This window comes from Lysobacter sp. DMC104 (genome assembly GCF_056313665.1).
Genome location: NZ_JBQUZW010000017.1, coordinates 62,262 through 84,519, shown reverse-complemented (window position 1 = coordinate 84,519; position 22,258 = coordinate 62,262). Strand labels below are relative to the sequence as shown.

9 protein-coding genes are annotated in these 22,258 nt (G+C 66.8%); 2 read left to right on the top strand and 7 right to left on the bottom strand.

Features of this window, described 5'->3' with window-relative positions:
* The first annotated feature begins 82 nt into the window (after positions 1-82).
* Entirely contained in the window at positions 83-700 is a 618-nt protein-coding gene (locus tag ACT53R_RS18195) for a hypothetical protein (RefSeq protein WP_476173333.1), read from the top strand.
* A 96-nt stretch (positions 701-796) separates the two neighbouring features.
* Positions 797-2,374, top strand: a complete 1,578-nt coding sequence (locus tag ACT53R_RS18190) for an MASE1 domain-containing protein (protein WP_476173332.1) — start codon at positions 797-799, stop codon at positions 2,372-2,374.
* A gap of 49 nt (positions 2,375-2,423) precedes the next feature.
* On the opposite strand, the gene ACT53R_RS18185 is transcribed toward ACT53R_RS18190, so the two are convergent.
* The 7 genes from ACT53R_RS18185 to ACT53R_RS18155 form a co-directional block, all read right to left on the bottom strand.
* On the bottom strand, positions 2,424-2,873 hold the full coding sequence (locus tag ACT53R_RS18185; protein ID WP_476173331.1) for a hypothetical protein: 450 nt from the start codon (positions 2,871-2,873) through the stop codon (positions 2,424-2,426).
* A gap of 222 nt (positions 2,874-3,095) precedes the next feature.
* On the bottom strand, positions 3,096-17,117 hold the full coding sequence (locus ACT53R_RS18180) for a PLxRFG domain-containing protein (RefSeq protein WP_476173330.1): 14,022 nt from the start codon (positions 17,115-17,117) through the stop codon (positions 3,096-3,098).
* Complete coding sequence (locus tag ACT53R_RS18175; protein WP_476173329.1) at positions 17,117-17,899, bottom strand: hypothetical protein; 783 nt, start codon at positions 17,897-17,899, stop codon at positions 17,117-17,119. The genes ACT53R_RS18180 and ACT53R_RS18175 overlap by 1 nt, the downstream gene beginning before the upstream one ends.
* On the bottom strand, positions 17,896-19,479 hold the full coding sequence (locus ACT53R_RS18170) for a hypothetical protein (RefSeq protein WP_476173328.1): 1,584 nt from the start codon (positions 19,477-19,479) through the stop codon (positions 17,896-17,898). Before ACT53R_RS18170 ends, ACT53R_RS18175 begins: the two co-directional genes overlap by 4 nt.
* A 23-nt stretch (positions 19,480-19,502) precedes the next feature.
* Positions 19,503-20,813 (bottom strand): hypothetical protein, encoded by a 1,311-nt coding sequence (locus ACT53R_RS18165; protein WP_476173327.1) that lies wholly within the window; start codon positions 20,811-20,813, stop codon positions 19,503-19,505.
* A complete protein-coding gene (locus tag ACT53R_RS18160) occupies positions 20,813-21,271 on the bottom strand; it encodes a hypothetical protein (RefSeq protein WP_476173326.1) in 459 nt (152 codons plus the stop codon). Before ACT53R_RS18160 ends, ACT53R_RS18165 begins: the two co-directional genes overlap by 1 nt.
* 67 nt (positions 21,272-21,338) lie before the next feature.
* Positions 21,339-22,139: a hypothetical protein gene (locus ACT53R_RS18155; RefSeq protein WP_476173325.1), complete on the bottom strand. Its 801-nt coding sequence runs from the start codon at positions 22,137-22,139 to the stop codon at positions 21,339-21,341.
* Positions 22,140-22,258: the final 119 nt, after the last annotated feature.

The window sequence follows — 22,258 nt, the reverse complement described above, 5'->3', positions numbered from 1 at the left end:
ACGCAGAACACATCAAAGGTCGGATACAGTAACCACGGACTCTAGATCGGCCCGCTACTCAAAGCGGGGGGACGTCGAAGCCATGGAGTCGTCCGCAGTGCGGACCTCCGACCTCGCCGGAAAAGTCGGGGTCAACGATGCCTCCGTGTCTCAATGGCGCAGCGGGCGCCGCCCGGTTCCCGTTGAACGGGCGCAGCGAGTCGGAGAAATCCTGAACGTTCCGCCCGAACGGATAAGCGAAGCCTATGACCGCCTGCTCCGCTCAGGCTGCATCCCGAAGGTCGGGTTTTCGGCCGGCGCGATTCCGAAGGGACATGTCGCATTGGACAGACTGCCGGGATTCGACTACGGCGACTGGCCGTCGTTCCTGCTGATGCCTGAGTTCTTCATTCGCCAGAAGATCGGGCTGACGCCGATCGAGGCCGTGCGCTGGACGCTGCAACCCACCGATGCGATGGCTCCGCAGATTCAGCGGGACGCGATGGTATTGATCGACAATCGGGTCAACAGTCAGAGCCGCGTGGTCGACGGCAGCCTGCACGCCTTCTCACTCTACGACAGGCCGCATATCCGCCGCATCCTGGCTCGGCGGGAGGCATGGGCGTTGTGCGGGTATGACGACGAGCGGGATCGCATCACTGTCCCCGAGGCGGATCTTCCTAAATTGGAAGTGCGCGGCCTAGTGATCGCGGCACTGTAATCGAAGGACTTAATGCCTGAGACGTGAAGGCCAACCGGGAAGCCATTTCGCTTGCCGGAATGCTACGATCCGGGCCAGAGGCACAGGGGACATGGAATGCAAGAACCCGGCATGGAGCGGTTTCGATGGCGAGCCCTTGCGGTGGGAATCGCGCTGAGCATTGGTTACTGCGCTATCTTCTTGCTAACTTGGCGCCTGTCGTTCAATCAATGGTACTTGCCTGCCGGGCTGCGAACAGCATGCCTACTGCTGATGCCAAAACGATATTGGCCGGCGATCTTCTTCGGCGAAGCCTCTGCACTGCTGTACCAGCGGGTGCCGAAGGCAGAAGAATACAGTTACCAATGGGCGTACCTGAGCCCGTTTCTCTTCATCTCGGCGTACTCCCTCGTCCCATATTTCGTCACCAGGAAATTCAAGTCGTCCGCTGACTTGACCCGGCCATTCCCTTGGGTGGTGCTTGTTGCGTCGCTGTGGGGCTGCGTTTGCGCGATGACGTTGAACTACGTCCTGATGGGCCCGCGCCAGACAATCACCGGAACGAATTTTCTAAGCTACACAGTAGGCAACTACCACGGCATCACCATGGTTCTCCTGCCATGCCTGTTGTGGATTAACCGAAAGGCATGGAAGACAGGAAGGGGAGAAATCACAAACAGCCTTGCCATTGCGACGCTCTTGATCGTCGTACTTTACGCGACCGCGATGGCAAGCGTGGCCCAGGATTCAGCCGTGCAACTGATGCCGTTGATCTTCATGATTCTGCCTGTCTTCTACCTCACGGTAGTACATGGGTGGCACGGCTCCGCCGTTGGGACCATCATGGTCAACATCGCCATCGCTCTTGCACTGCCAAGAACCAACCTTGCCGGCGAATTCGATGGCACGGTTCTGATCGCCCAAGTTGCGCTGGCAACAGTGTCTGGCGGGCTCCTTCTTGTTGGAAACTACATCTCCGATCTTTTCGCAAGGTCGGACGCGGCGTTGCTTTCCGAGCTTCACGCAATTCAGGCACTTCGACAAAGAGACGAGAGGAACCAACAATCAGCGGGCCTTCTTCAGTCGCTTTTCCGCAGAAATGAGCTTCAACTTCGCGAGAATGCGATTCTGATTGCTGCTGCGCGGCATGACTTGGACAACTATCGCCACGAAGTGGTGCAGACCTTAAAAGAAGAGGAGCAGTTTGAACGAGCGATGGAAGCGCACTCCATTGGCGTACAGGCTGCCAAGCTGATAGACCTGCAGCGCGACTATCTGTACCCCCTGGAAATCGAGTCGCATGGACTGTATGCCGCACTGACAGGGCCAGCTTTTCTCGACACATGGCAGAAGCGTACTCGCATCTACGAACGACTCGACGGCGAACAGCGCTTCATCAGCTTACCTCTACGCCTCGCGGTGTATCGATCAATCATTCGCGCAATGGAGTCGATGCAGGATCATGCCCCAGATGAGTACGATCTCCGCATCCGCGTCTGGCGTCGCGGAGAGCGATCAGGGGCCACGGTTCTCGTGAAATGCAAGCCAACTTGTAGTCCAGAGTCCCCAACCCCGGAATCTCAAGACGCTCTCAATGAATTGCGGGCTCGCGTCATCGCCTATTCCGGCGTCCTGAAAAGGAGAGATTCTTTCCGGTTACGCTTCCTGATGTCGGAAGCCACACTTGAGCAGTAAAGGCGGGCTTCCCCCCGGAAACCCGCCGACAGATGCCAAAGAATGACCCTCAGCGCGAGGCCGGGGCTCGCACAACCCAGCGTGGCCGCGCCTCTCCCTCGACCAAGATGATTTCAAAGTCGCGCCCACGGTACAGAACACGTGCGCGTCCGGCAGGCAAAGCATCTTCCGGAAGCGAAACACGGTCCGCATCACTGCCGATCGGCATGACCCAAAATGTCCCCGCAATCTGACCCGCCGCGGCATGTACCGTGCCGGCGGCATCATTGATCTGCACGTAACGAATCCCGTCACGCTCGAATTCGTAGACACGCCAGACCGGATCAGCGGCCAAATTAACACTCGGGGGGAAGGAATCCCCCAGACCGGTCATTGCTTTCGGCGCTGTCTGTCCATCATCAGGGCAGCATGCGGAAGCTGCAGATGAAAACCCACCAATAGCGCTCGCCAAAACGACGGCGTGCATCGCCAGAAACCCATTTATGCCTTTCGCGGTCATCTCCATTCTCCATGTGTGCGAGGTGCAGGATTCGATACCGCCCACACACTCACACCACCCGGGCAACGGACTGCGAGAGAAAGGCGGTATCCGCAGCCTAAGCGATGGATTTGCGGGGTATTGCGCAACGGCCAAGGCGATGTTTTAGCAGCCACTTGTCAGCCTGACATACCCCCTCCGATCAGCTCCCCGACGCTTCTGTGAGCCGCTTCACGCTCCATCTCATGGCTCGCCATCAACGCCCGTAATTTCCACAATTCGCTGCCGGAGGGCTCGGTCGTAGGCCACCCCATGCTCCGCCCGCTGGCTGTACGCCGCCCGCGACCGGAGCGACCTCCGGAGGGTCTGCCCTGTAATCGGTTTCTCCGGGTAGGCCTTGTTGAACGCCAGGATCTTTCGGCGCACCTCTAGCACCGTTTCCTCGTCGTCCTGCTGCTGCGCCATCGCATAAGCCGCCAGCAGCGCCTTGCGGCGATCGAGGATCTGCCGCTCCCGATCCTTCAGCGTCCGGTTCTCCGCGTACTGCCGCGCGACCTCCGCCGGGGTGAATCCGATGGCCTGCAAGACCTCGTCCATCGGATCGGTGTCGGCCACCTGGTCGCCGCGGGTGCTGGTCACGCCCTCCTGCGCGTAGCGGAGGGCCTTCATCGCATCCTTCAGCGCCTTCGGCAGCATCGTTTCCGTGCCGCGGTAGACCTGCCCTTCCGCGACCAACTGCGTCCCGACCAGGAAGTTCTTGCCGATGCCGAACATGGGGCCGGCGATGTTGTCCATCATCGCGTAGTAGGCGTCGCGGCCATCCAGTTCCCGATCCGTGTCGCGCCACAGCAACTGGGACATCTCCACGCGGCTGGCGATGTCCGCTCTGGTCAGCGTGTTCGCAGCGCCGTGCAGGGCGATTTCGGCACCAGCGTCGCCGAGGAACTGGGCGAGGAACTTCCGTAGTTCCGCCTCCGTGTCCCACGGATCATCCTCGTCGCCGAAGGCATGCGCGATGGCATCGAGGGTGCCTGTGACCAGCGACGACAGCGGCAGCCCCAACGCCCCGGAGAAGACGCCGCTCATCGCCAACACGCCGGCCAGGTTGCGCCGCGCCAGCCGACGGACCTCGGGGCTCTCGCCCTTCGTCGCCTTCCAGCCCATGCGCCCCAGGTGCCAGAGCATGTTCAGGCCGTACTGCTTGAACATCAGCACCACCTTTGCCGGTCCCGATTGCAGGAACCGCGCGCGGTTGGCGTTGGCGTAGTTGAAGTGGGTCGCGGTGATGGTGTCGGCCGCGTAGCGCACCGCAGCGTCGAACCCCTGCCCGGCATCCCGCGCCAGCCGGTAGGCGGCCATGCCCGAGGACTCCCGGTTCAGCACCTCCGCCTTGTGGAACAGCCAGCCGATCACCTCCATCGCCCGCGCCAGGTGCGGGTTGTAGGTCGCCAACCCCTTGTCGGCCAGACCCATCAGCGTGTGGGTCTGCGTCTTGTCGAGCACGCCCGCCTTCTGGAGCGCGTCGTGCGCCCGGACTTCGTCCGGCCGCGTCAGCACCTTCTGCGCGTGCCCCACCGTCCGCGCCGATTCGTTCAGGGCACGCAACAGGTAGCGGGACGCCTTCGCCGCACCATGCTCGGCCGCCAGCTGCGGGAAGGTCAGGAGGGCGGTCTGTGTCAGGTTCACCAGCGCCGCCGCCGGCGTCGCGCCGAGGAAGTAGACGAAGCCGACCGACGAGAGGCGGTTGGTCAGCGGACTGTCCTGCGGGTTCAGCACCCACGAGAACCGCTGGTCGAGTTCGGCGAGGATCGCGTCCATCGCCACGACCGCCCGGGTCGATGCCGTGGGCGACTTTCGGCGGGCGTCCTGCGCGCCGCGCAACGCATCGAGGGTCTGTCCCAGCAAATGGCCGTAGCGCAGCCGCGCCAGCTGGTGTGCGCCGTGGGCCATGTTGTGCGCGAACGCGCGCAGGGCATCCGGATCGAACCCGGCCACACCTTGGCGGTGGATGGCGTGCTTGCGCATCGACAGTTCCGGCAGCGCCTGCAGGTAGGTCTGGTACACCGCGTCCTGGGTCTTCTCGGAGACGCCGGCCTTGTGCAGCTGGTCGATGATCTCCGCCACGAAAGAGCCGCTGGGCGCGTCCTTCGCCTGCGCACCGCGCAGCCGGCCGCGCGCCTTCACCTCGAACCCGCGCGCACGCAGCGCCGCTTCCTTGCGCTCCAGATCGCCCAGCGTGTCGAGCATCAGGAACACCGGCTCGCCGTCGCGCTCGGCCGCGATGAAGTATTCCCCGTAGCGCTGCAGGGGGAAGTACACCCCCTGCAAGCGGTACGACTCGAACTGCTGCCGGATCGAGTGGATCAGCTTCCGACGCAACGTCTCGGGCGCCTCGCTGGCCTCGATGCGTTCGGCCAGGGCGTCCTCGACCTCCCCGGAGCGCTTGCGGTAGGCATCGCGCAGTTGTCGATAATAGGCCTGCGCCTCCGGCGTAAGCGCCGTCCATGCTGCGCGCAGCGTCGGATACATCCGCTTGCGGATTTCCTCTCGCTTGGGCATGCCGCGAAGGCGGCGGGCCTCTTCCATCATGTCGGTCTTGTTGTCGCCGCCGCGGCCAAGCATCTGTTCGCGCAACGCCTTCAGGGCGGCACGGATGTTCTTGCGGGTGACATCGTGCAGCTGGCCGCCATAGCGGAACTGGAGGGTCTGGTAGGGCTCCGCCGGATCGACGCCTTCCAGCGTCGCGCGGTGCATCAGGTCGAACAGCTGCCGGGCGTCGTCACGGTGCTTGCCGGCCCAGCGGCGGACGGTCTCGGCGAGTTCCGCGCCCTCCTCCAGCAGCGCATTGCGATCCGCGGACATGGCATCGAGCAGCCGCGAGAACCCGACGATGGCCGGGTCGTAGTCGCTGCCGAGTTCAGTCAGCTGGTTGGTGGCCAGCATGCCGAGCCAGGTGCTGCGGGCCGCGTCCTTCAACCGCGCCGGCGTGCTGTCGCGCAACCACTGGCGCACGCGCGCCAGGCGCGTCGCGTCCTCGTCCTGGCGGACCACGGCCTCCACGTCCGCAAGGAAGTCCCCCGGCGCGCGGCGACTGAACAGCGGCAGGCCGGCGGCGACCGCCGCGCGCATCGCCGGCGTGATGTCGAGGGCGTGGACCGTCATCGCCGGCTGGCGGAAGCGCGGGCGGATCTGCGCCGTCGTCACCTGTGCCCCGAGCGGGCGCGCCCACCGATTGATCGCGGCCGGCAGGATGCGGTCGTAGAACGCGGCCATGCCAGCGGCGCGCTCACCTTCCATTCCGTAGCGAGAGACCTGCTGGGCGCCGGTCGTCCAGGCGATCCGATCGACATTGCGCTCCACAGCCATCCGCACCATGCGCTTCATGGCCAGCAGCGCCCAGTCCTCGGAGCGGGCGAACGGCGCCGGCGGTACGGTGTCCTCCGTCGTGCCATAGCCATACTTGCGACCGTCCTGGTGCCAGTCCGACTGGAGTTCCTCGACGAACAACATCGTGCGTCCGTTCACGTCCTCGCGCGTGTTGTAGCGCAGGTGCAGGAGCAGGTTCTTCGCCGCCGGATAGTGGGAGCTGACGTAGGGATCGTCCGGGTTGCGGTTCGACGGCTGCGGCGGCAGCGTCATCAGCAGTTCGCGATACTCGCGCCCGCCTTCCAACTGCGAGCCTGTGTAAAGCGTGGAGCCCGCCGACAGCGGTGCGTCCGCCTCAAGCCCGGCTTCAATCGTCTCCAGATCGACGCGCTCTGCTTTGCTCAGCGTGGTCGGGTCGACGGCTTCGCCGTCTCGCAGCAGCGCGACTCCGAAGTAATCATCGCCTTCGATCTCGAATCCCGCCGCCTGAATTCGGCTCAGCGCGTCGCTGAAACGCTGGGCGTCGCCACCCTTCAATTCCTCGCCCAGCCGCACCTGGTGCGAGCGCACGTAGTCAGCCAGGTCTTCGCGGGTGATCCGCTCGCGCTCGCCCAGCCAGGCATCGACCCGCAACCACTCGCGCTCGGCCTGCTTGAACCCGCCCCGGCGCTGCACGCCATCAAGCCACTGCCGCCACTGCGCGGCCGAGCCGCGGCGCGGCGCGCCCTCGGCGCGCTCCAGTGCCTGCACCAGCGCCGAGCGGAACCCCTCCACGCGCGAAAACGCGGCGGCGAGGTTGGCACCGGCGGCACCTGCCTGCTCGGCGCCACCCTGTCGGACCTGTCGCGCGGCGCGGACAATGAGTTGCCGCAGTTCGGCTTCGGACAGCGTCGCCCGCACGCCCAGCTTCCGCAGGAACGCGCGCACGGCAGCGACGATCCGGTCCAGCAGGCGATCCTTGGCGCCGGACTCGGCCAGCATCGCGATGAACTCGCGGACCGCGGTGTCGTCCCAGCCGTTGTCGAGGTAGCCGCGCTGCGCGTGCTCGGCGAAGAGTTCACGATAGCGGCCCTGCACGCGCAGGCGGTGGACGCCCTCGGCAATGTCCGCCCACAGCGCGGGACCGGTGATGGCCTCGATGCCGTAGTGGCCGATGGCCTCGTGCAGCAGCACGCGCTGCACGGCCTTGCGATCGGGCAGCGCGCTGGCGACGAGGTACACGGTCTCCGTGCGGCGGTCGTAGTACCCGTCTGCGAGATGGACATCCGGCGCACGCCGCGCGACGGCCGGCAGCGCGTCCGGCGTCGCCACCACGCGGACGGACGGTGCGCCCTGCCAGTGGACGAGCAGTTCGTCGACGACGCGCCGGACCTGGGCGACGCTCGCGCCGCGTCCAGCACCCTTGCGACGACTGAAGGCGCCGTCCTCTCGCGCCTGCTGGTAGTCGAGCAACTCGTCGAGCGCTTCGCCGAACCCGGCCTTCCGCAGTGCCGAACGCTGCGCCTCCAGCGCTGCATCGAGGATCGGACGCTCGTCGGCCGGGATCTCCGGACCGCGGACCAGCAGCAATCGCTGCACGCGCCGGTACTGCTCGCGCGTCTCGCGCAGCAATTGCACCTGATCGAACGGTTTTGCCGCCTCGGTCTTGAACCGCTCCGCGTCGCGCTGGGCAGCCTCGATCCGGGCCTCGGTGTCGACGACCTCGCTATCCAGCCGCTCGATGGCGTTGTTCATCCGCGTCAGCAGGCCCGTCGCCGAGAAAGTCTCAGATCCGCGCTCGTAGCCCGTCACCTCGCCCAGTGAGGTCGACACCCGCACCCACTGCGCGTGTGCGCGATCGATGTCGAAGCTCACGCCGCGGTAGACCAACTCGATGCCGCTCGCATAGGGGTCAGGCCCCAGCAACGCGCCGACCTGGCGCGCCAGCGCCTGGGTCAGCGCCTTGCGCTCGGTGTAGCGCCGACCGTCCAGCGTCGTGCCCTCGGGCAATGCCTCCTTGTCCGCCGGCAACGGATGGCGCGCGGCGTGCGCCGCCACTTCGCGCAGCACCTTCAGATGACGCGGGCCGCTGACCGCGGCGTACTGCTCCGCACTACGCGCCTGCCGCTGGAGGGCTGTCTGGTTGTCAGCATGCGCCAGTTCCAACTGCTCCAGCCGGCGCGATTCGTTGCGCAGCTGCGTCTCGCGCAGGATCAACGGGTCGCCCGATGCCGCGGCCTTCATCTCCGCCGCGTTCGCCGCCTCGCCGTCGATGTCCTCGATCTCGGTCTGCTGGCCATCGTACTTGCGCAATTGCTCGATCCCGCGCGCCTTGTGCTCCAGCAGCTGCCAGCGCCGCGTGTCGTAGGTCTGGCGCGTGGCATAGCGGTAGATCGCGACCTCGAACCCGTCCGGGTCGCGTTCGTAGAGCTTGTTGCCACGGCGGATCGCCCGGCCCTCGCGCTGCTCCAGGTCGCTGGGCTTCCACGGTGCATCGATGTGGTGCAAGCCGACGATGCGTTCCTGCACGTTGGTGCCCGCGCCCATCTTCGGAGTGGAGCCGAACAGGAACCGCACCTCGCCGCGGTTCACCCGCTTGAACAGCTTCTCCTTGGCATCCGCATGCGGATGGTCGTGGATGAAGGCGATTTCCTCCGCCGGCACGCCACCGGCGATCAGCTTCGCGCGCAGGTCGTCGTAGACGCTGAAGCCCTCGGCCCCGCTGAGGCCCACAATGTCCTGCAGCGTGAGAGCCTCGCTCGCCTCCGGGTCGAAGCCGTTGGCGTCGTTGTAGTCGTCGATTTCCGCCTGGGTCAGTTCAAGGCCGGCTTCGCGCTCGGACTCTCGCTGTGCAAGCCAGCGCTCACGCTTGCCGGCATCGCGCAGGGTCTCCTGCGCGTAGGCCAGCCCCCGATCACGACCACCGGCCGTCGACAGGCGCGGGCGCCCGGTGGCCGCGTCGTACACCGTGACGGTCGAGTTCACACCCGCACCGCGCACCACGAGCAGGAACGGCAGTTCCTCCGCCCCCGCGACAGTGTGCGCCGTGCCGGTGGCGTGGACGACGCTGCCGTCGTTCTCGCGCACGTAGACCCGCTGCGGCCGGGTGGCCGCGCTCTTGCGCGCCGTGTTCGGCACCGACAGGTCGCAGAACACCAATTGCGTGCCGCGGTCGGCGTGCCACTGGCGGTACAGCGCCAGCATGCGTTCGATGGCGAGATTGATCTTGGAGCCGGCGAAGTCCGGCGCGGTCGGATCGATCAGACGGTAGTCGAGGCCCGCCTTGTTGGCCTGCCCGGTCAGCGACAGCGCATTGACCTTGCCTTTGGTCTGCCGGGTCAGCTCGCGGATGCGCGCAAAACGGCCGAGGATGGACTCGGGGTTCAGGTCGATCTGCGGGGTCAGGGCCGCTTCGACCGCGGCCATCTGCGCGTCCTCGCGGGTCGGGTACGTCCCGCCCAGCCGCGGGTGCGCCTGCCCCGGGGTCGCGATCTTCAGCTGGAACCGACCGCCCTCCGCCGCCTCGATGGTCGCGGTCTCGCCGGCCCCCGGGTTGAACCCGAACATCACGTCCCCGCTCTGCGAGCGCGACAGATGCGGCACGCCCATGAACTCGGCCACCAAGGGCGAGCGCTCGGCCACCACGATCTGCGGCCGGCCGCCCAGCAGGTTGGGCACCGGGAAGCGTCCGCCCTTCGCCGCCTCCTGCGCCTTCAGGTCGTCCAGCGTCACCACGTCGGCGAACGCCCGGTAGTCGGCCATCAAAGACGGCAGGTTCTGGAACTTGGCGAAGCGGGTGGAGGCGCGGAACCCGGCGCCCGAGGGCGCCACCTCGTAGACGTTCTCGATGCTGCCGTACTGGCGCGCCCAGGCATCGAACACGTGCAGGTCCTGGCGCTTGAGCGTGGGGTACTGCATGTAGCGCTGGAGGTTGAACATCTCCACCAGCGAGTTGCTGACCGGGGTGCCGGTCGCGGTGACGATCGGCGCCTTGTCGCCGAAGGTCTCGAACAACCACTGCGTCTTGACGAACAGGTCGAACGCCCGGTCCGAACCGTTCGGGTTACCCATGCCCGGCACCCGCGACATGGTCGTGGTGTAGAACAGGTTCTTGAACTCGTGCAGTTCGTCGACGAACAGCGCGTCCACGCCCAGTTCGTCGAAGGTCAGCACGTCGTCGCGCTCGCCGATGTTCGCCAGCTTGCGCTTGACCTTGGCCTCCAGCCGCGCGCGGATGCCCTCCATCTCGCGGACGATGCCGCGGTCGCCGCGGTTGCGCTTGACCTGTTCGATGAGGCCCGCGATCTCGTCGATCTGTTCGGTCAAAATGCGGGACTCGGTCTCCGCCGGCAGCCCGATCTTCTTCAGCGACGAGTGGCCGACGATGATCGCGTCCCAGTCGCCGGTGACGATCCGCGAGAACAGCTTCTTCCGGTTCTCCCGCGTGAAGTCCTCCGGCTCCGCCGCCAGCACCACGGCGCCGGGGTACAGCCGCGCGAACTCGGTGCGCCACTGCACGGTAAGGTGGTTGGGGACAGCGAACAGCGGCTTGCGGGCGATGCCGAGCCGACGCATCTCCATCGCGATGGCGACCATCTGGAAGGTCTTGCCGGCGCCGACGACGTGGTCGAGCAACAACTGGCGCGATTGCAGGCCACGCCAGACGCCGTTCTGCTGGTGGCGCAGCAGCGTGAGCCCGGGGCTCATCCCCGGCAGGGTCAGGTGGGAACCGTCGTAGGTGCGCTCGACGGTACGATTCATCTTCTCGTTGTAGAGCGCGAGCAGGCGCTCGGCCCGTTCCGGATCGCGCCACACCCACGCCCGCCACTCCGCCCGCAGCGCGTTCTGCTTCTCGCGGGCGCGCTCGGTCTCGGCCTCCAGCACGATGGTCTCGATCTTGCCGTCGCCGTGCCTGAGGGTCTTCGTCACCACCACCGCACGCCCGGCGAGCGTGGACTGGAGGATGTCGGCCGCGGTCATCTCCTGCGTGCCCCAGGTCGAAGTGTTGAGCACGCGATCCGGCTCGCCGACCACCTTCACCAGCCACAGGCCGGAGCCGCGCACGTAGGTCATGTGCGCATTGGCACCAGTGACCTCGCGGTGGAAGCGCTGCAGGTCCTCCGCCGGCAGGAACGGCGCGCCCATGGCGATGGTGATTTCACTGGGCGTCTTGTCGCGCGGGATGACCTTGGTCAGCGCCTCCACGTTGCGCGTGAAGCGGACATCGCGACGGGCGGCATCCTTCGCCTCGACGAGTTTCGTCTTCACATCGCCCGAGAGGTAGTCGTCGGCGGCGACCAGATCGCCGGCCGGGGTCTCGTAGACCAGCGGCCCCAGTTCCTGGATAAGCGCCGTGCGATCCTTGCCGTACACCTCCGTCATGTAGTCCACGTCCAGCCGCCCACGGTAGTTCAGGCTCGCCAGATAGGCGTCGCGCGCGTTGTGGACGGTCACGAAGTCGGACGGCGGGAATAGCACCCGGCGCTGGAAGATGTCGGCCTTGGTCGCCTTCGGTGCGCGAGGTTCGATACCTTCGCGCTTCGCGACGGTGTCGCTGATGCCCGCGTCGTAGTCGAACTCTAGCGCCAGCAGCAGGCTCGCGTCCGGGTCGTCGAAGAACAGGCTACGGTTGGTGCGCGCGGCGCTGAGGTGGCCGTAGCGCTTGAGGAAGGCGTCGTAGCGCTCGTTGAGCGTGCGACGGTTCGTTTCGATCTGCGCCTCGGTGGCGTCCGCGGAGCGCTCCAGGCGCATCTGCTGGCGCAGCGCATTGCGGATCTCGATCATGCCGCGCATGCGCGCCTCGGCGGTCGCCCCCGGCGCCGCCCAGGCCACTGCCTGCGGCTCGCCCAGGCGATCCTCCCCGCGAATCAGGATGAGGCCGTCCTTGTCGACGAAGTAGGCACCCACCTTCGTGCCCTCGGGCACTTCGGCCGCATGCGACGTCTCGGTGCGATCGATGGGCGCGTAGATGCCCTCGGGCAGGGGCTGCGCCCACGCCTGCATCTGCTGCGCCAGATCGCCGGACGGATCGACGGTGTACTCGTTCGCCCGGTACATGCTGCCGCTGGCGGCCGGCGTGCCGAGGACGTGATCGGCATGGTCGAGGAAGTACGGATTGACCCGGAAGCGCAGCGTCTCGCCGGTGGTCGGGTGATCCAAGGCCTGTTCACCGACCTGCACCCAGCGGGTGCGTGTCGCGACCTGTTCGGGCGTTGGCTTCTCGACGTCGGGCGCACGCTTTTGCAGGACGACGATGTCGGTGACGACTTCGGTGCCGGCGTTCTCGGCGAAGGCAGTGTTCGGCAGGCGCGCGGCGGCGACCAGATCCGCACGCTCGGCGATCCACTGCCGCACGCGGCTGTCGTGCGCGTCGAGGAACTGGTGCGAGACGACCATCATCAGCACGCCGCCTGGCCGCAGCTTGTCGATGGACTTGGCGAAGAAGTAGTTGTGGATGCTGAAGCCGGAGTACGGGCTGCGGTCCGGATCGACGATGGGCTCGCTGCCGAACGGCGGATTGCCGATGACCACGTCGAAGAACTCGCCCGGGATCGCCACGTCCTGGAAGCCGCTGTGGCGGATCGTCGCGTTCGGGTACAGCGCGGCGGCGATACGCTGGGTCAGCGGATCGAGTTCGACGCCGAACAGGGTCGAGGCGTTGCGCAGCTTCGCCGGCATGCCGCCGAAGAAGTGGCCGATGCCAACTGCCGGTTCCAGAATGCGCCCGCGGGTGACGCCCAGGCGCGCGAGGCTGGCGAACATACCGTCGATGACCGTCTTGCTCGTGTAGTGCGCGTTGAGGGTCGAGGCTCGCGCTGCGCGCCACTCGGCGTCCGACAGCAGTGACTGCAACTCGGTGCGGACCTTCGTCCACTGCGCGTTGGCCGGATCGAACACGCCCTTCAGCGCGCCCCAGCCGACGTAGCGCGCCAACTGCCGGCGTTCCTCCGGCGTCGCGATGCGGTTCTCGTCGGCAAGCGCACGCACGATCCTGATCGCGGCGAGGTTGTCCCGCGCCTTGCGTCCGAGACTGCCCTTGCCGAGGTCCGCGGCTAGTCCTTCCTCGGCCGGCGCAGCCGCTTCGGCCTCCGGCACCGTCGCAGGCGTGGCCTGCGGCGATGCGGCGCCCTCAACGGAAGAGGCCGCGGGATCATCGATCGCCGCGGCCTCTTCGTCTACTCGTCGTCGTTCTCTCGCCCCTCGCTTCTTGCGTGGTAGGCGGCCTCCTCCTCGTGGCTCCAGATCGGAGGCTCCATCGGCAGTTCCCACACCTGCGCCTTCTCCCAACTCGACAGGTGGTTGAGGCTGGTATCCATCTTCGCCCGCTCCTCCTGCTCCGTCTGGTTCGCCAGCGCTTCGAGGTAATAGTTCTCCTCGATCAGCCGCTGGACCCGCTTGGGCCAGCCCAGCATCCAGCGGTTCGCGATCTCCCGCGCGGTCTGCGACATCGTCAGCAGTTGCGTCCGCACGTCGGGCGGGTAGGCGTTCGGCTTGATCAGTTCCTGCATTGATCGACCTCTTGTCGTTCGCGGCGTCCGCCGCAGGGTTCAACGGGATTGGGGCCTCGGCGGAGGTCGACGCATCGACAACTGGATCACGTTCGTCGTGTCGGCGCCGTCCGCTGGTGGTGTCGGGCCGAACACTTCCTGCGTCCACGCCACTTCCAGCGCCAGCGCGCCCAGGTACTCGCCCGCTTCGATCAGTCGCCACGTCCGTTCCGGCCAATGATGCATCCAGCGGTTGGCGATCTGCGTCGCGATCGGCGGCATCGACGTCAGCACGATCCGGATCGACGGGGGATACACCTGCGCGTCGTGCAGCACGGGCATCCCCTTGTCCTCGTTGCCCGGCTCGGTCGTCGTACTCATCGCGTGCGTCCTCCTGCTTGCTTGATCCCGCGCCGTCGACCACCACATCAGCCCAAAGGCGATCCGTCGTGTTCGACAGCGTGATCGTGCCGCCTTCGATCGCGTAGCGCGCCCCGAATCGGCCACCGAGGTTGGTGGCGCCGGCCTGCACGAACGCATCGCGCAACGCCTTCATCGCGGACTCGACTTCGGTGACGTGCCCGAAGTGCGCCGGAAATTCCACCCGACCCGCACGTCCCGATCGTGCCTGCGCAACGAGTCCATCGACAAAATCCATCAACATCGATGCATTGCGAATCGAGTCCGATGCCTGACGCTTCACATCGACGTCCTGATGCGTTTGCGCCGTGTCCGCGGCCTCTGGCGCTGCGTCCACCGAGGATGCCTCGCTGGATGGAGCAATGGCAACTTTCGTCCACTGCGACGACCACGGCACCTCGCGACGTCGCTCCAGCTTGCCGTCGTGGTTCACGGTGATGGTGCTCTCGCCGTCCATGCGCACCCACGGGAAGCCCGACTTCGCGAACAGTGTGCCGCGCGGCGTCTCTCCGCCGCCGGCGCGCGAGGCGTGCCCCTTGGCTTCGACCTGATCCCCGATGGCGAGCCCGGCCTCGGTCAATGACGCAAGCCGGCGGTCGCGGTTGCCGTCGTTCATCGCATCGGCGAGCCGCTTGAGGATCGGATGCAGGCGGGCGTACTCCTCCGTCGCCCGATACGCCTGCTTGCCGCCGAAGGCCTGCGCGCGACGGCCCGCCCACTGCTTCGCCTCGGCGTAGCTGCCGAAGGTCGGGAACGTCTCGACCGGCGCACGCGCATCGGCTTCGCGCTGTGCGCGCTGCTGCGCGTCGCGTGCCTGCTCGCGGCTGCGGTCGGTCCCGGCCCAGCGATAGATCGCGTCCTCCGATGCCCCGCGCCCGCGCGGCAACGGGATGCCCGTCGCCGCGGTGAACAGGTCGCGACTCGCAGGATTCGCATTCGCGTCGCCCAGGTTGCGGTATTTCACGAGTCCACGTCCGTCGCGACGTTCGATCATGCCGATCAGTTCGTCCGCGCCACGGCTGTAAAAATCGCTCTCCGGATCGGTCACGTTGGGGAACTTGCGGCGCATCGCGTCGATGTAGACCTGGCGCAGCCTCGGACGATCCAGCGCGTCACCCTGCCCGGTCGTGGCGGGCGACGACGCAGGCACCTCGGCCACGGGCTCAGCCGGCGCGGGGGTCCCGGCCTGCGGCGTCGCGCCACCATCGAGCGCCGCCACTTCCTCCGCCGCCTGCCGCGCCTGGCGCTGATCGCGCGCCTGATCGATCAATGGATTCATCGTCGTCGCGGACAAACCGGGATACGTCGTTTCGACGAACCTGCGCACGTCACCACGCGTCGGCGACTTGTCGCCCTGCCAACCGTCGAGGAACCCGTGGATCGCCTCCACGACGTCCTCGGGCGCCGGTGGCGACGGCAGCACTTCGCCGGTCTGCGGATCGACGTTGGCCGGCATGCCCGGTCCTGCCGATGGCGCGGCCGGCGGCATGCCGGTCGTGTCCGATGCCGTGCGCGCGAACCGGTCGCGCTGCGCGGCCCGCACATCCGGCGTGAGCCCGGTGGCCGTTCCCGCCTGCGCGCGGCGAAGATCCGCCGCCTGCTGCGCGTTGCGCTGCGACGGCGTGGTCGCCGTGCCGTCCGCACCGACCTCGATCGGCGCCTGTAGGTCGACCGTCCCGAACCCGGGGCTGCCATCGGGCGCGGGCAGGCCACGCACCGGGACGGGCGGCGTCGGCCCCGGCCGGTTCGGGATGCCCGCCGCCGCACCGAACACGCCGCCGCCGATCGCGCCGGCCGCGAAGCTGTCGAGGTACTCGGTCCAGGCCTCGCCATCGCTCAACGATTGCTGCGCCCCGAACCGCTGCGCCGCCTGCTGCACCGCCTCGGTCGTGCCCTCGGTCAGCGCGTTCTCGCCGAACCCGGTGGCGATGCGACGCGCGAGTCCTCCCTGTCCACCCACGCCCTTGAGCAGGGTGTCGGCCAGCACCTTCTCGCCGAAGGTCTCTGCGGCGCCGTAGACGACGCCACCGGCCAGCACGCGCCCGAGGTCGATGTCCTCGCCCGTCTGCTGCGCCTGCCCGTAGGCAGCGTTGTAGGTGTCGCCCAGGCCCCGCGCGGTCGAGGTCGTCGCGAGCGCACCGATGCTCCCGATCTCGCGTTGCAGGCTGCGGGTCATGAACGCCTGCCCCAGCGCCGCCGCTTCGCGCTTGGCGACATCCTCCGCCGTGCCGGCGGCGATCCGTTTCGCGGCGTGTTGCGCCACCAACGCCGCCGTCTTCTCGCGCAGTTCGCGCTTGATCGCGGACTTGCCGAGCAGGCCGGCGATGGCGCCGGTGATGTTGCCGGCCACCGGGACTTCCGAGCCGGCCACGGCGCCGGCCGCCGAGGTGGCGACCGACTCGACCACGCTCGGCAGCATCTGGCCGACGTTGTACTGCGCCCAGTCCAACAGGTTGCCGGTGGTGCCTAGCGCGCCCTCGCCGCTGCGCCATGCGCTGCTGAGGCTGTCGGTCGGCTTCGTGGTCGCGCCCAGTTCGCGGTTCAACGCCTGCGCCTGTTCGGCCCAGTCGCGCGCGGTGTCGTCGGCCCCGACCAGATCGGCGCCGAGGGCGCCCAGGCCATACAGCGAGGCCTTCGTGCCCGGCCAGTAGCTCTTGATGCCGCGCATGAAATCGCCGTCATCGCCGCTCGCTGCCGGCGCCGGGTCCGGGTCCGGGTCCGGATTGCTGGCGCGGAACGCGGCCTGCATCTGCGCGAGGTCGGTGCCGGTCAGGCGCGCGACTTCCGGCAGCGCGGTATTGGCGTAGTCGTCGCGGATCGCACGCTGGCGCTCGGGCGCTGCACTGTCGTAGCCGGTGCGCGCACGCACGTTGCCCCAGTGGTAGCGGTCGACCACGTCCGGTGCGAACGACGGCGTCGGCGTCTTCTGCGCGCCGTAGGCGATGTTCATCCAGTCGGGGACGGCCGGGTTCCAGGCACGCGGCGCGAGCGGGTTGTAGGGATCGTTGGCCATTACCGCAGCAGCCTCAGCAGTTGATCGAGGGGAGAGGGTTCGTTCGGCCCATCGGCCGAGGGGGAGGTCGTGCCGAAGGGCAGCGTTTCAGGTAGCGGGGTCGCGGCAGGCATCGATCCCGGCAGGGTGTAGACGGGTACGTGTGCCGCGGGCGCAGGCGTGGTGGGTGCCTGTGGTGGCGCGAAGGTCCAGGCCGGTGCGGCCGATGCGGCGGGCGCCGCCTGTGACGGCGCGAATGCGAACGGCGCATAGGCCGTGGCCGGTGCCGCGGGCTGCGCGGATGGCGACGTAGCGGCGTGCGCCGCTGCCTGCGGCGCAGCTAGCGTGCCGCCGCCCCGCCGCGCGAAGTCCGCCAGCACCTGCGCCTTGGTCTTGCCGTGCAGGTGCGGGTTGTCGCGGTAGGCGCGCGCCGACACCAGCGACCGCATCGGCGTCGCATCCGGTGCCCCGAGAATCTTCGCCGCGCCCGTCGCGCCGAAGTGGTGCGCAAGATAGAGGTTACCCGGCGTCGCCGCGTAACCGGCGCTCTCCAACTGGCGTGTGCTGTCGCGGTCGTACAGCGCGACCATCTGGTCGGAGACGGCGCTATCGCGGCGCTTGTCGAGGATCTGCGCCTGCGTGAGTCCGTCTGCCCATGTGGGCTTGTACTGGCGGACCAGTCCGAGCCAGGTCGAGGCGAGGAATTGGTGCTTGCCGAGCGCACCGGTGCGTGCGTTGTAGGCGTTGTCGTCGCCGCCGGACTCCAGCCGGGTCCGGAAGGCGTCGTAGGCGGGATCGGTCATGGCGCCACCGGCCCGCGATAGGGCGCGGTTCCGTAGGTCGGCAGGGTGATGCCGTAGGCGGTCGTGGCCGGCGCGGGAGCGGGAGCGGTCTGGCGCTTGCGATCGGCACCGTCTTCCTGCTGCGCGCGCCGATAAGTGTCGCGCGCCGCGAGCAGTGCCTGGCGCGCCTGCGCTTCGGCCTGCGCATAGCGCTCGACCGCGACACGACGATCGACGCCCTGCCCGCTCGCCAGGTAGCGTGCCTGCGACTGCCGCGCTTCCTTCAGCGTCGCATCGGCGGTGCGCCAGCGCTCGGCGGCGTCGCGGTAGGTCTCCAGCGCATCGGCCGTCCGCGGCTGCTTGCGCTCGCGCTTGAGGGTGCCAGTGGCGGGATCGATTTGCACGTCGGGTGCATCGGGTGGCGACGCAGCAGCGCGCGGTGTCGACTTTGCGGGCTCGGCTGGTTTCGATGCCGGAGCCGGCGCATCGGCCGCAGAGCGATAGACGTGCACCGCGCGATTGGTCGGCGCTGGTGTGGCAGCGGGAACAGGGCTGGCGGTGGCAGGCTTCGCGGGCAATGCCCCAGTTGAGCCGACCGGCGATGCCTTCGCCCCGAACCCGAGGGCGTCGGCGGCCGGCAGTGCACCTGCGGTCGGTGCGGCGGCCGTACCCGGTCGTCCGCCGCCGAAGAGTGAAGTTAGTTCACGCGTCGCGGCGTCGCGCTGCTGTTGCAGCGAGGCCCGCTCGGCGTCGTCGAACGCATTGACGAGTGCCTTGTCCAGCGTCTGCAGGCGGTGTTCCAGCACCGTCTTCTGGCTTTCCTGCGCGGGCGTGAGCGTGCCGGTGCCGCGAGTCGCGGCGTCGGTGTAGTGCTGCAACGGGGTCGGCTGCTGCGCGGTGAGGGTTTGCAGCAGCGCGGCAGCCGAGGCCGCCGGCATCGTCGGATAGGCATGCCCCTGCGCATCGGTGTAGGTGATCTGCCCGGCCGCGTCCTTCGCGACCTGCCCGAGGCCCGCCGTGTGCAGCAGTGCATTGGCGGTGTCGAGGTTGCCGGCGAGCAGCGCGGAACTGGCGTTGGCGTACAGCCCGCTGGCGTAGGGCGCACCGTACTGGCCGGCGACACCCTGCGCGCCGGGCCAGGCACCCGCCGCCCGCTGCGCGGCCTGTGCCGCTTGCAGAGGATCGGCGCGCGATCCGGCGGCATCGCGCGCCGCGGCTTCGGCCACCGGGTTCTGGTAGCGCATGTCCTCAGTCGCATCGCGAGCGCGCTGGTTGTCCGGTGTCCACGCGCGGCCCAGCGCATCGAGGGCGAGGCGGTTCTGTTCGTGGCCCAGTTGGTAGGCCGAGCCCTGCATGCGCTCCTGCGCCGGCAGCAGACGAGTGTCGGCCTCGGCGCGACGGGTGCCGTAGACGTTGCCGGCGTTGGTCCGGTCCAGCAACGTCTGATGGGTGTTGAACGCCAGGTCGTTCGCCAACCCCAGCGTGAAGGCGCGCTGCCGCGCCTCCGCCTGCCGTGCCGACGCTTCGTCGAGTTGCTGCAACCACTGTGCGGAACTGGCGCTGGCGCGATCGAGGATCGCGAGCGGATCGTAGGTCGGCATGGGATCGCCTGCTGTGAAGGGGGTTACGCGAACGGCGTCATGCGCGCGGCGAGGCCGCGGGCATCGCGCAGGTTGAGCAGGGTGTCGTCGTCGGGTGCCTCGCCCCCGAAGCCGCCGGTCAGTCCTGGCAGGCCGTGGGCAAGCATCGCCGTCCCCATGCCGAACGACTGGAGGTTGTTCGCCCGCGACTGCTGCATCAGGTAGCCCGAGAAGCGCCCGAAACTCGCCTGCAAGGCACCGTAGTAGCCGCTGATGCCGCCGAGCAGCGCCTCGTTCGCCCCTCCGATCGCCGCCGTCGCCGCGCGCATGTCGCCGGTCGCGCTGGCTTGGAGACTGCGGCCGACGTTGAACATCTGGAGCCGGCGGTTGAACTGCACGTCGTCGCGGCGCCAGGCCTGCAACTCCTCGTAGCGCCAGGCGTGGTTCACGGCATCGACCTCGGTGCGTGCCCACTCGGTGTGGACCTCGCGCAGCAGGTTCGCGTTGGCCCCGGCACAGTAGCGCGAGAGCTTGCGGTTGAGACCCGTGATCGCCTTGCCGAAGGCACGCGCGGCGTCGTTGCGGGCGCGGCGCATGTGCAGTTCGTACTGCGGGACATAGCGCGGATCGGCCGCGATCTGCGCCATCGTCGCGTCCTCCACCGGCGCGAACACGGTGGCATAGCGGCAATACTCTTTCTCGGCCATCACCAGCTGACGGTTGGCGAGCGCTGCCTGGTCGTTGGCAATGGAGCGCACCAGGTCGCGCTGCTTGCTGGCGATGTAGTTGTCGATGGCGATCTGGATCGCGATCTGGCCGATGGCCTTCACGCCCACGCTGTCGAGCTGTTGCTTGTAGGCCAGTTCCGCGAGATAGCGGTCGCGGCCTGCGGCCGGGTCCGGGGTGACGTGCAGAGTGGGCTGGGCGAGGTAGGCCAGCAGCGCGCCGAGGCCGGCGCCGACGATCGTGCTCGTGACCTTGCTGTTGCCGTCCGGGTCGCCCTGCACGACTTCCACATGGCCGGTGTCGCAGTTGTAGCGCGGCAGGGTCTGCCCAAAGCCTGCGTAGTCGTCGTCATCGAGCATCCAGCCCAGCAGCCCGCCGATGCCGGCGCCCGCCAGGATCGTGCCCCACGAGATAGTGCCCGGCAGCATGGTCGGCAGGCCGGGGTTGTAGACGATCTCCCGGATCTGCTGGTTCACGTCCTGCCGCTGGTTGGACTCGGCGTTGATCCAGGCGTTGACGGCGGAGGTGTTGTCGTTCTGGACCAGGTTGCGATGCTGGAGCATCGACAGGTAGGCCGCGTCCGAGAACGAAGCTCCGCCCCAGTTGGCGACGAGGACGGCGGTCGCCATCAGCCGAGCTTCTTGCTGTAGGAGGTGGTCGAGGCGCGGTAGCCGATCAGCATCGGCATGCCGCAGGCCGGGGCGAGTTCGATCCGCAGTTGCGTCGCCTGGCGTTCCTTGGCCCATGCCTCGAAGTCGGCAACGAGTTCGGTCGCAGTCGTCGCGGTGACGCCCTCGCCGGCCGGATCGACCATCAGCAGCGGCGCGTGCGCCTGCACCTCGCCATCGAGTGGCGCCAGGGCGTTGTAGCCCATCAGCACCCCGACCGGCGCACCGGCGTCGTTGATCGCCACGCCGACGTACATCGAGATGCCGCCGGCGCCGGCCAGCACCGGCACCAGCGCGCGGACGATGCCGGCATCGCTCGGCGTCGCCGCAGGGTCCAGCGCAAGCACGTAACGGCGGACCAGCGCGACCAGTGCATCCGCCATGCTCAGGGGGATGTCGTTGTTGCGTTTGATCTGCATGGAACCTCCAGAAATGAAAAACCCCGCCGGAGCGGGGTAGCGAATGAATTTGAATTTTCTTTTCTGATTACTTAAAGCTTTTTGGCATGGCGAGTGTCCCATAATCGTTATGAAGTACACCACCATACTTGCCAGGAAACTCAGGCCAAGCGTAGGAAGGAACGTAGGAAAGATTCAGGGAAATTCCGTCGATAGCGTCTATCTCATCATCCGTCAAATGATCTATTCTGGATACGCACTGAGCTTCTTCTGCTGGCAGGTCAGCTGTTGCACACATGAAAGCAATAGGATAGAACTTCATGATTGATGTAACGAAGGGAGGATTACGTCTTCTGAAGTCAAATATCAGGCCAAGTCCGTGCGCAACAACCTGCGGTTTGTATGGATACACCCAAAGGTATGCACGCAAGTCCGCCGGAAATCGTTCCGTTTCATTGAGGAAGTAGTCAGTCAAACTCGACTGCAACGAGCCATTTCTATGCTGACTGACCCCATGAGCAAGAAGATGACCGACAAACGCGCGCAATAGGCGATTAATACGGACTTCCAGCCCTACTGGCAAATGGACTTGCCTTGCGATTGCAGCATCAAGTTCCTTGCAGAAATTCACGAGCACAGGATCGTATTGCACGCCAAGAAGGCGGTTATTGCAGTCAGCGCAAATTGACCTGTACTTGACACCGTTCTGGAAATGCCTCTTACCCGCTTGAAACCTTTGTGCGCCCAGCATATCGGTCAGACGAGAAAGATAAGCTTGGCCGACTAACGGAACACCCTTCGGAGGAATGTGATCTTCGGTTAGCTTTGAATTTCTTCCGCAGATGTTACAAACCCCAAACACAGGCCCACGGGTTTCAAGTTTTTTCACTAAACCCTCCTCTCGATTGCAAAGAAATGCAACCAACCTTATTGAACAATACAATCTGCATTTACTGCGGACATGAACTAAGCAAAGATTCTCGAACCAAAGAGCACGTCATAGGCAGA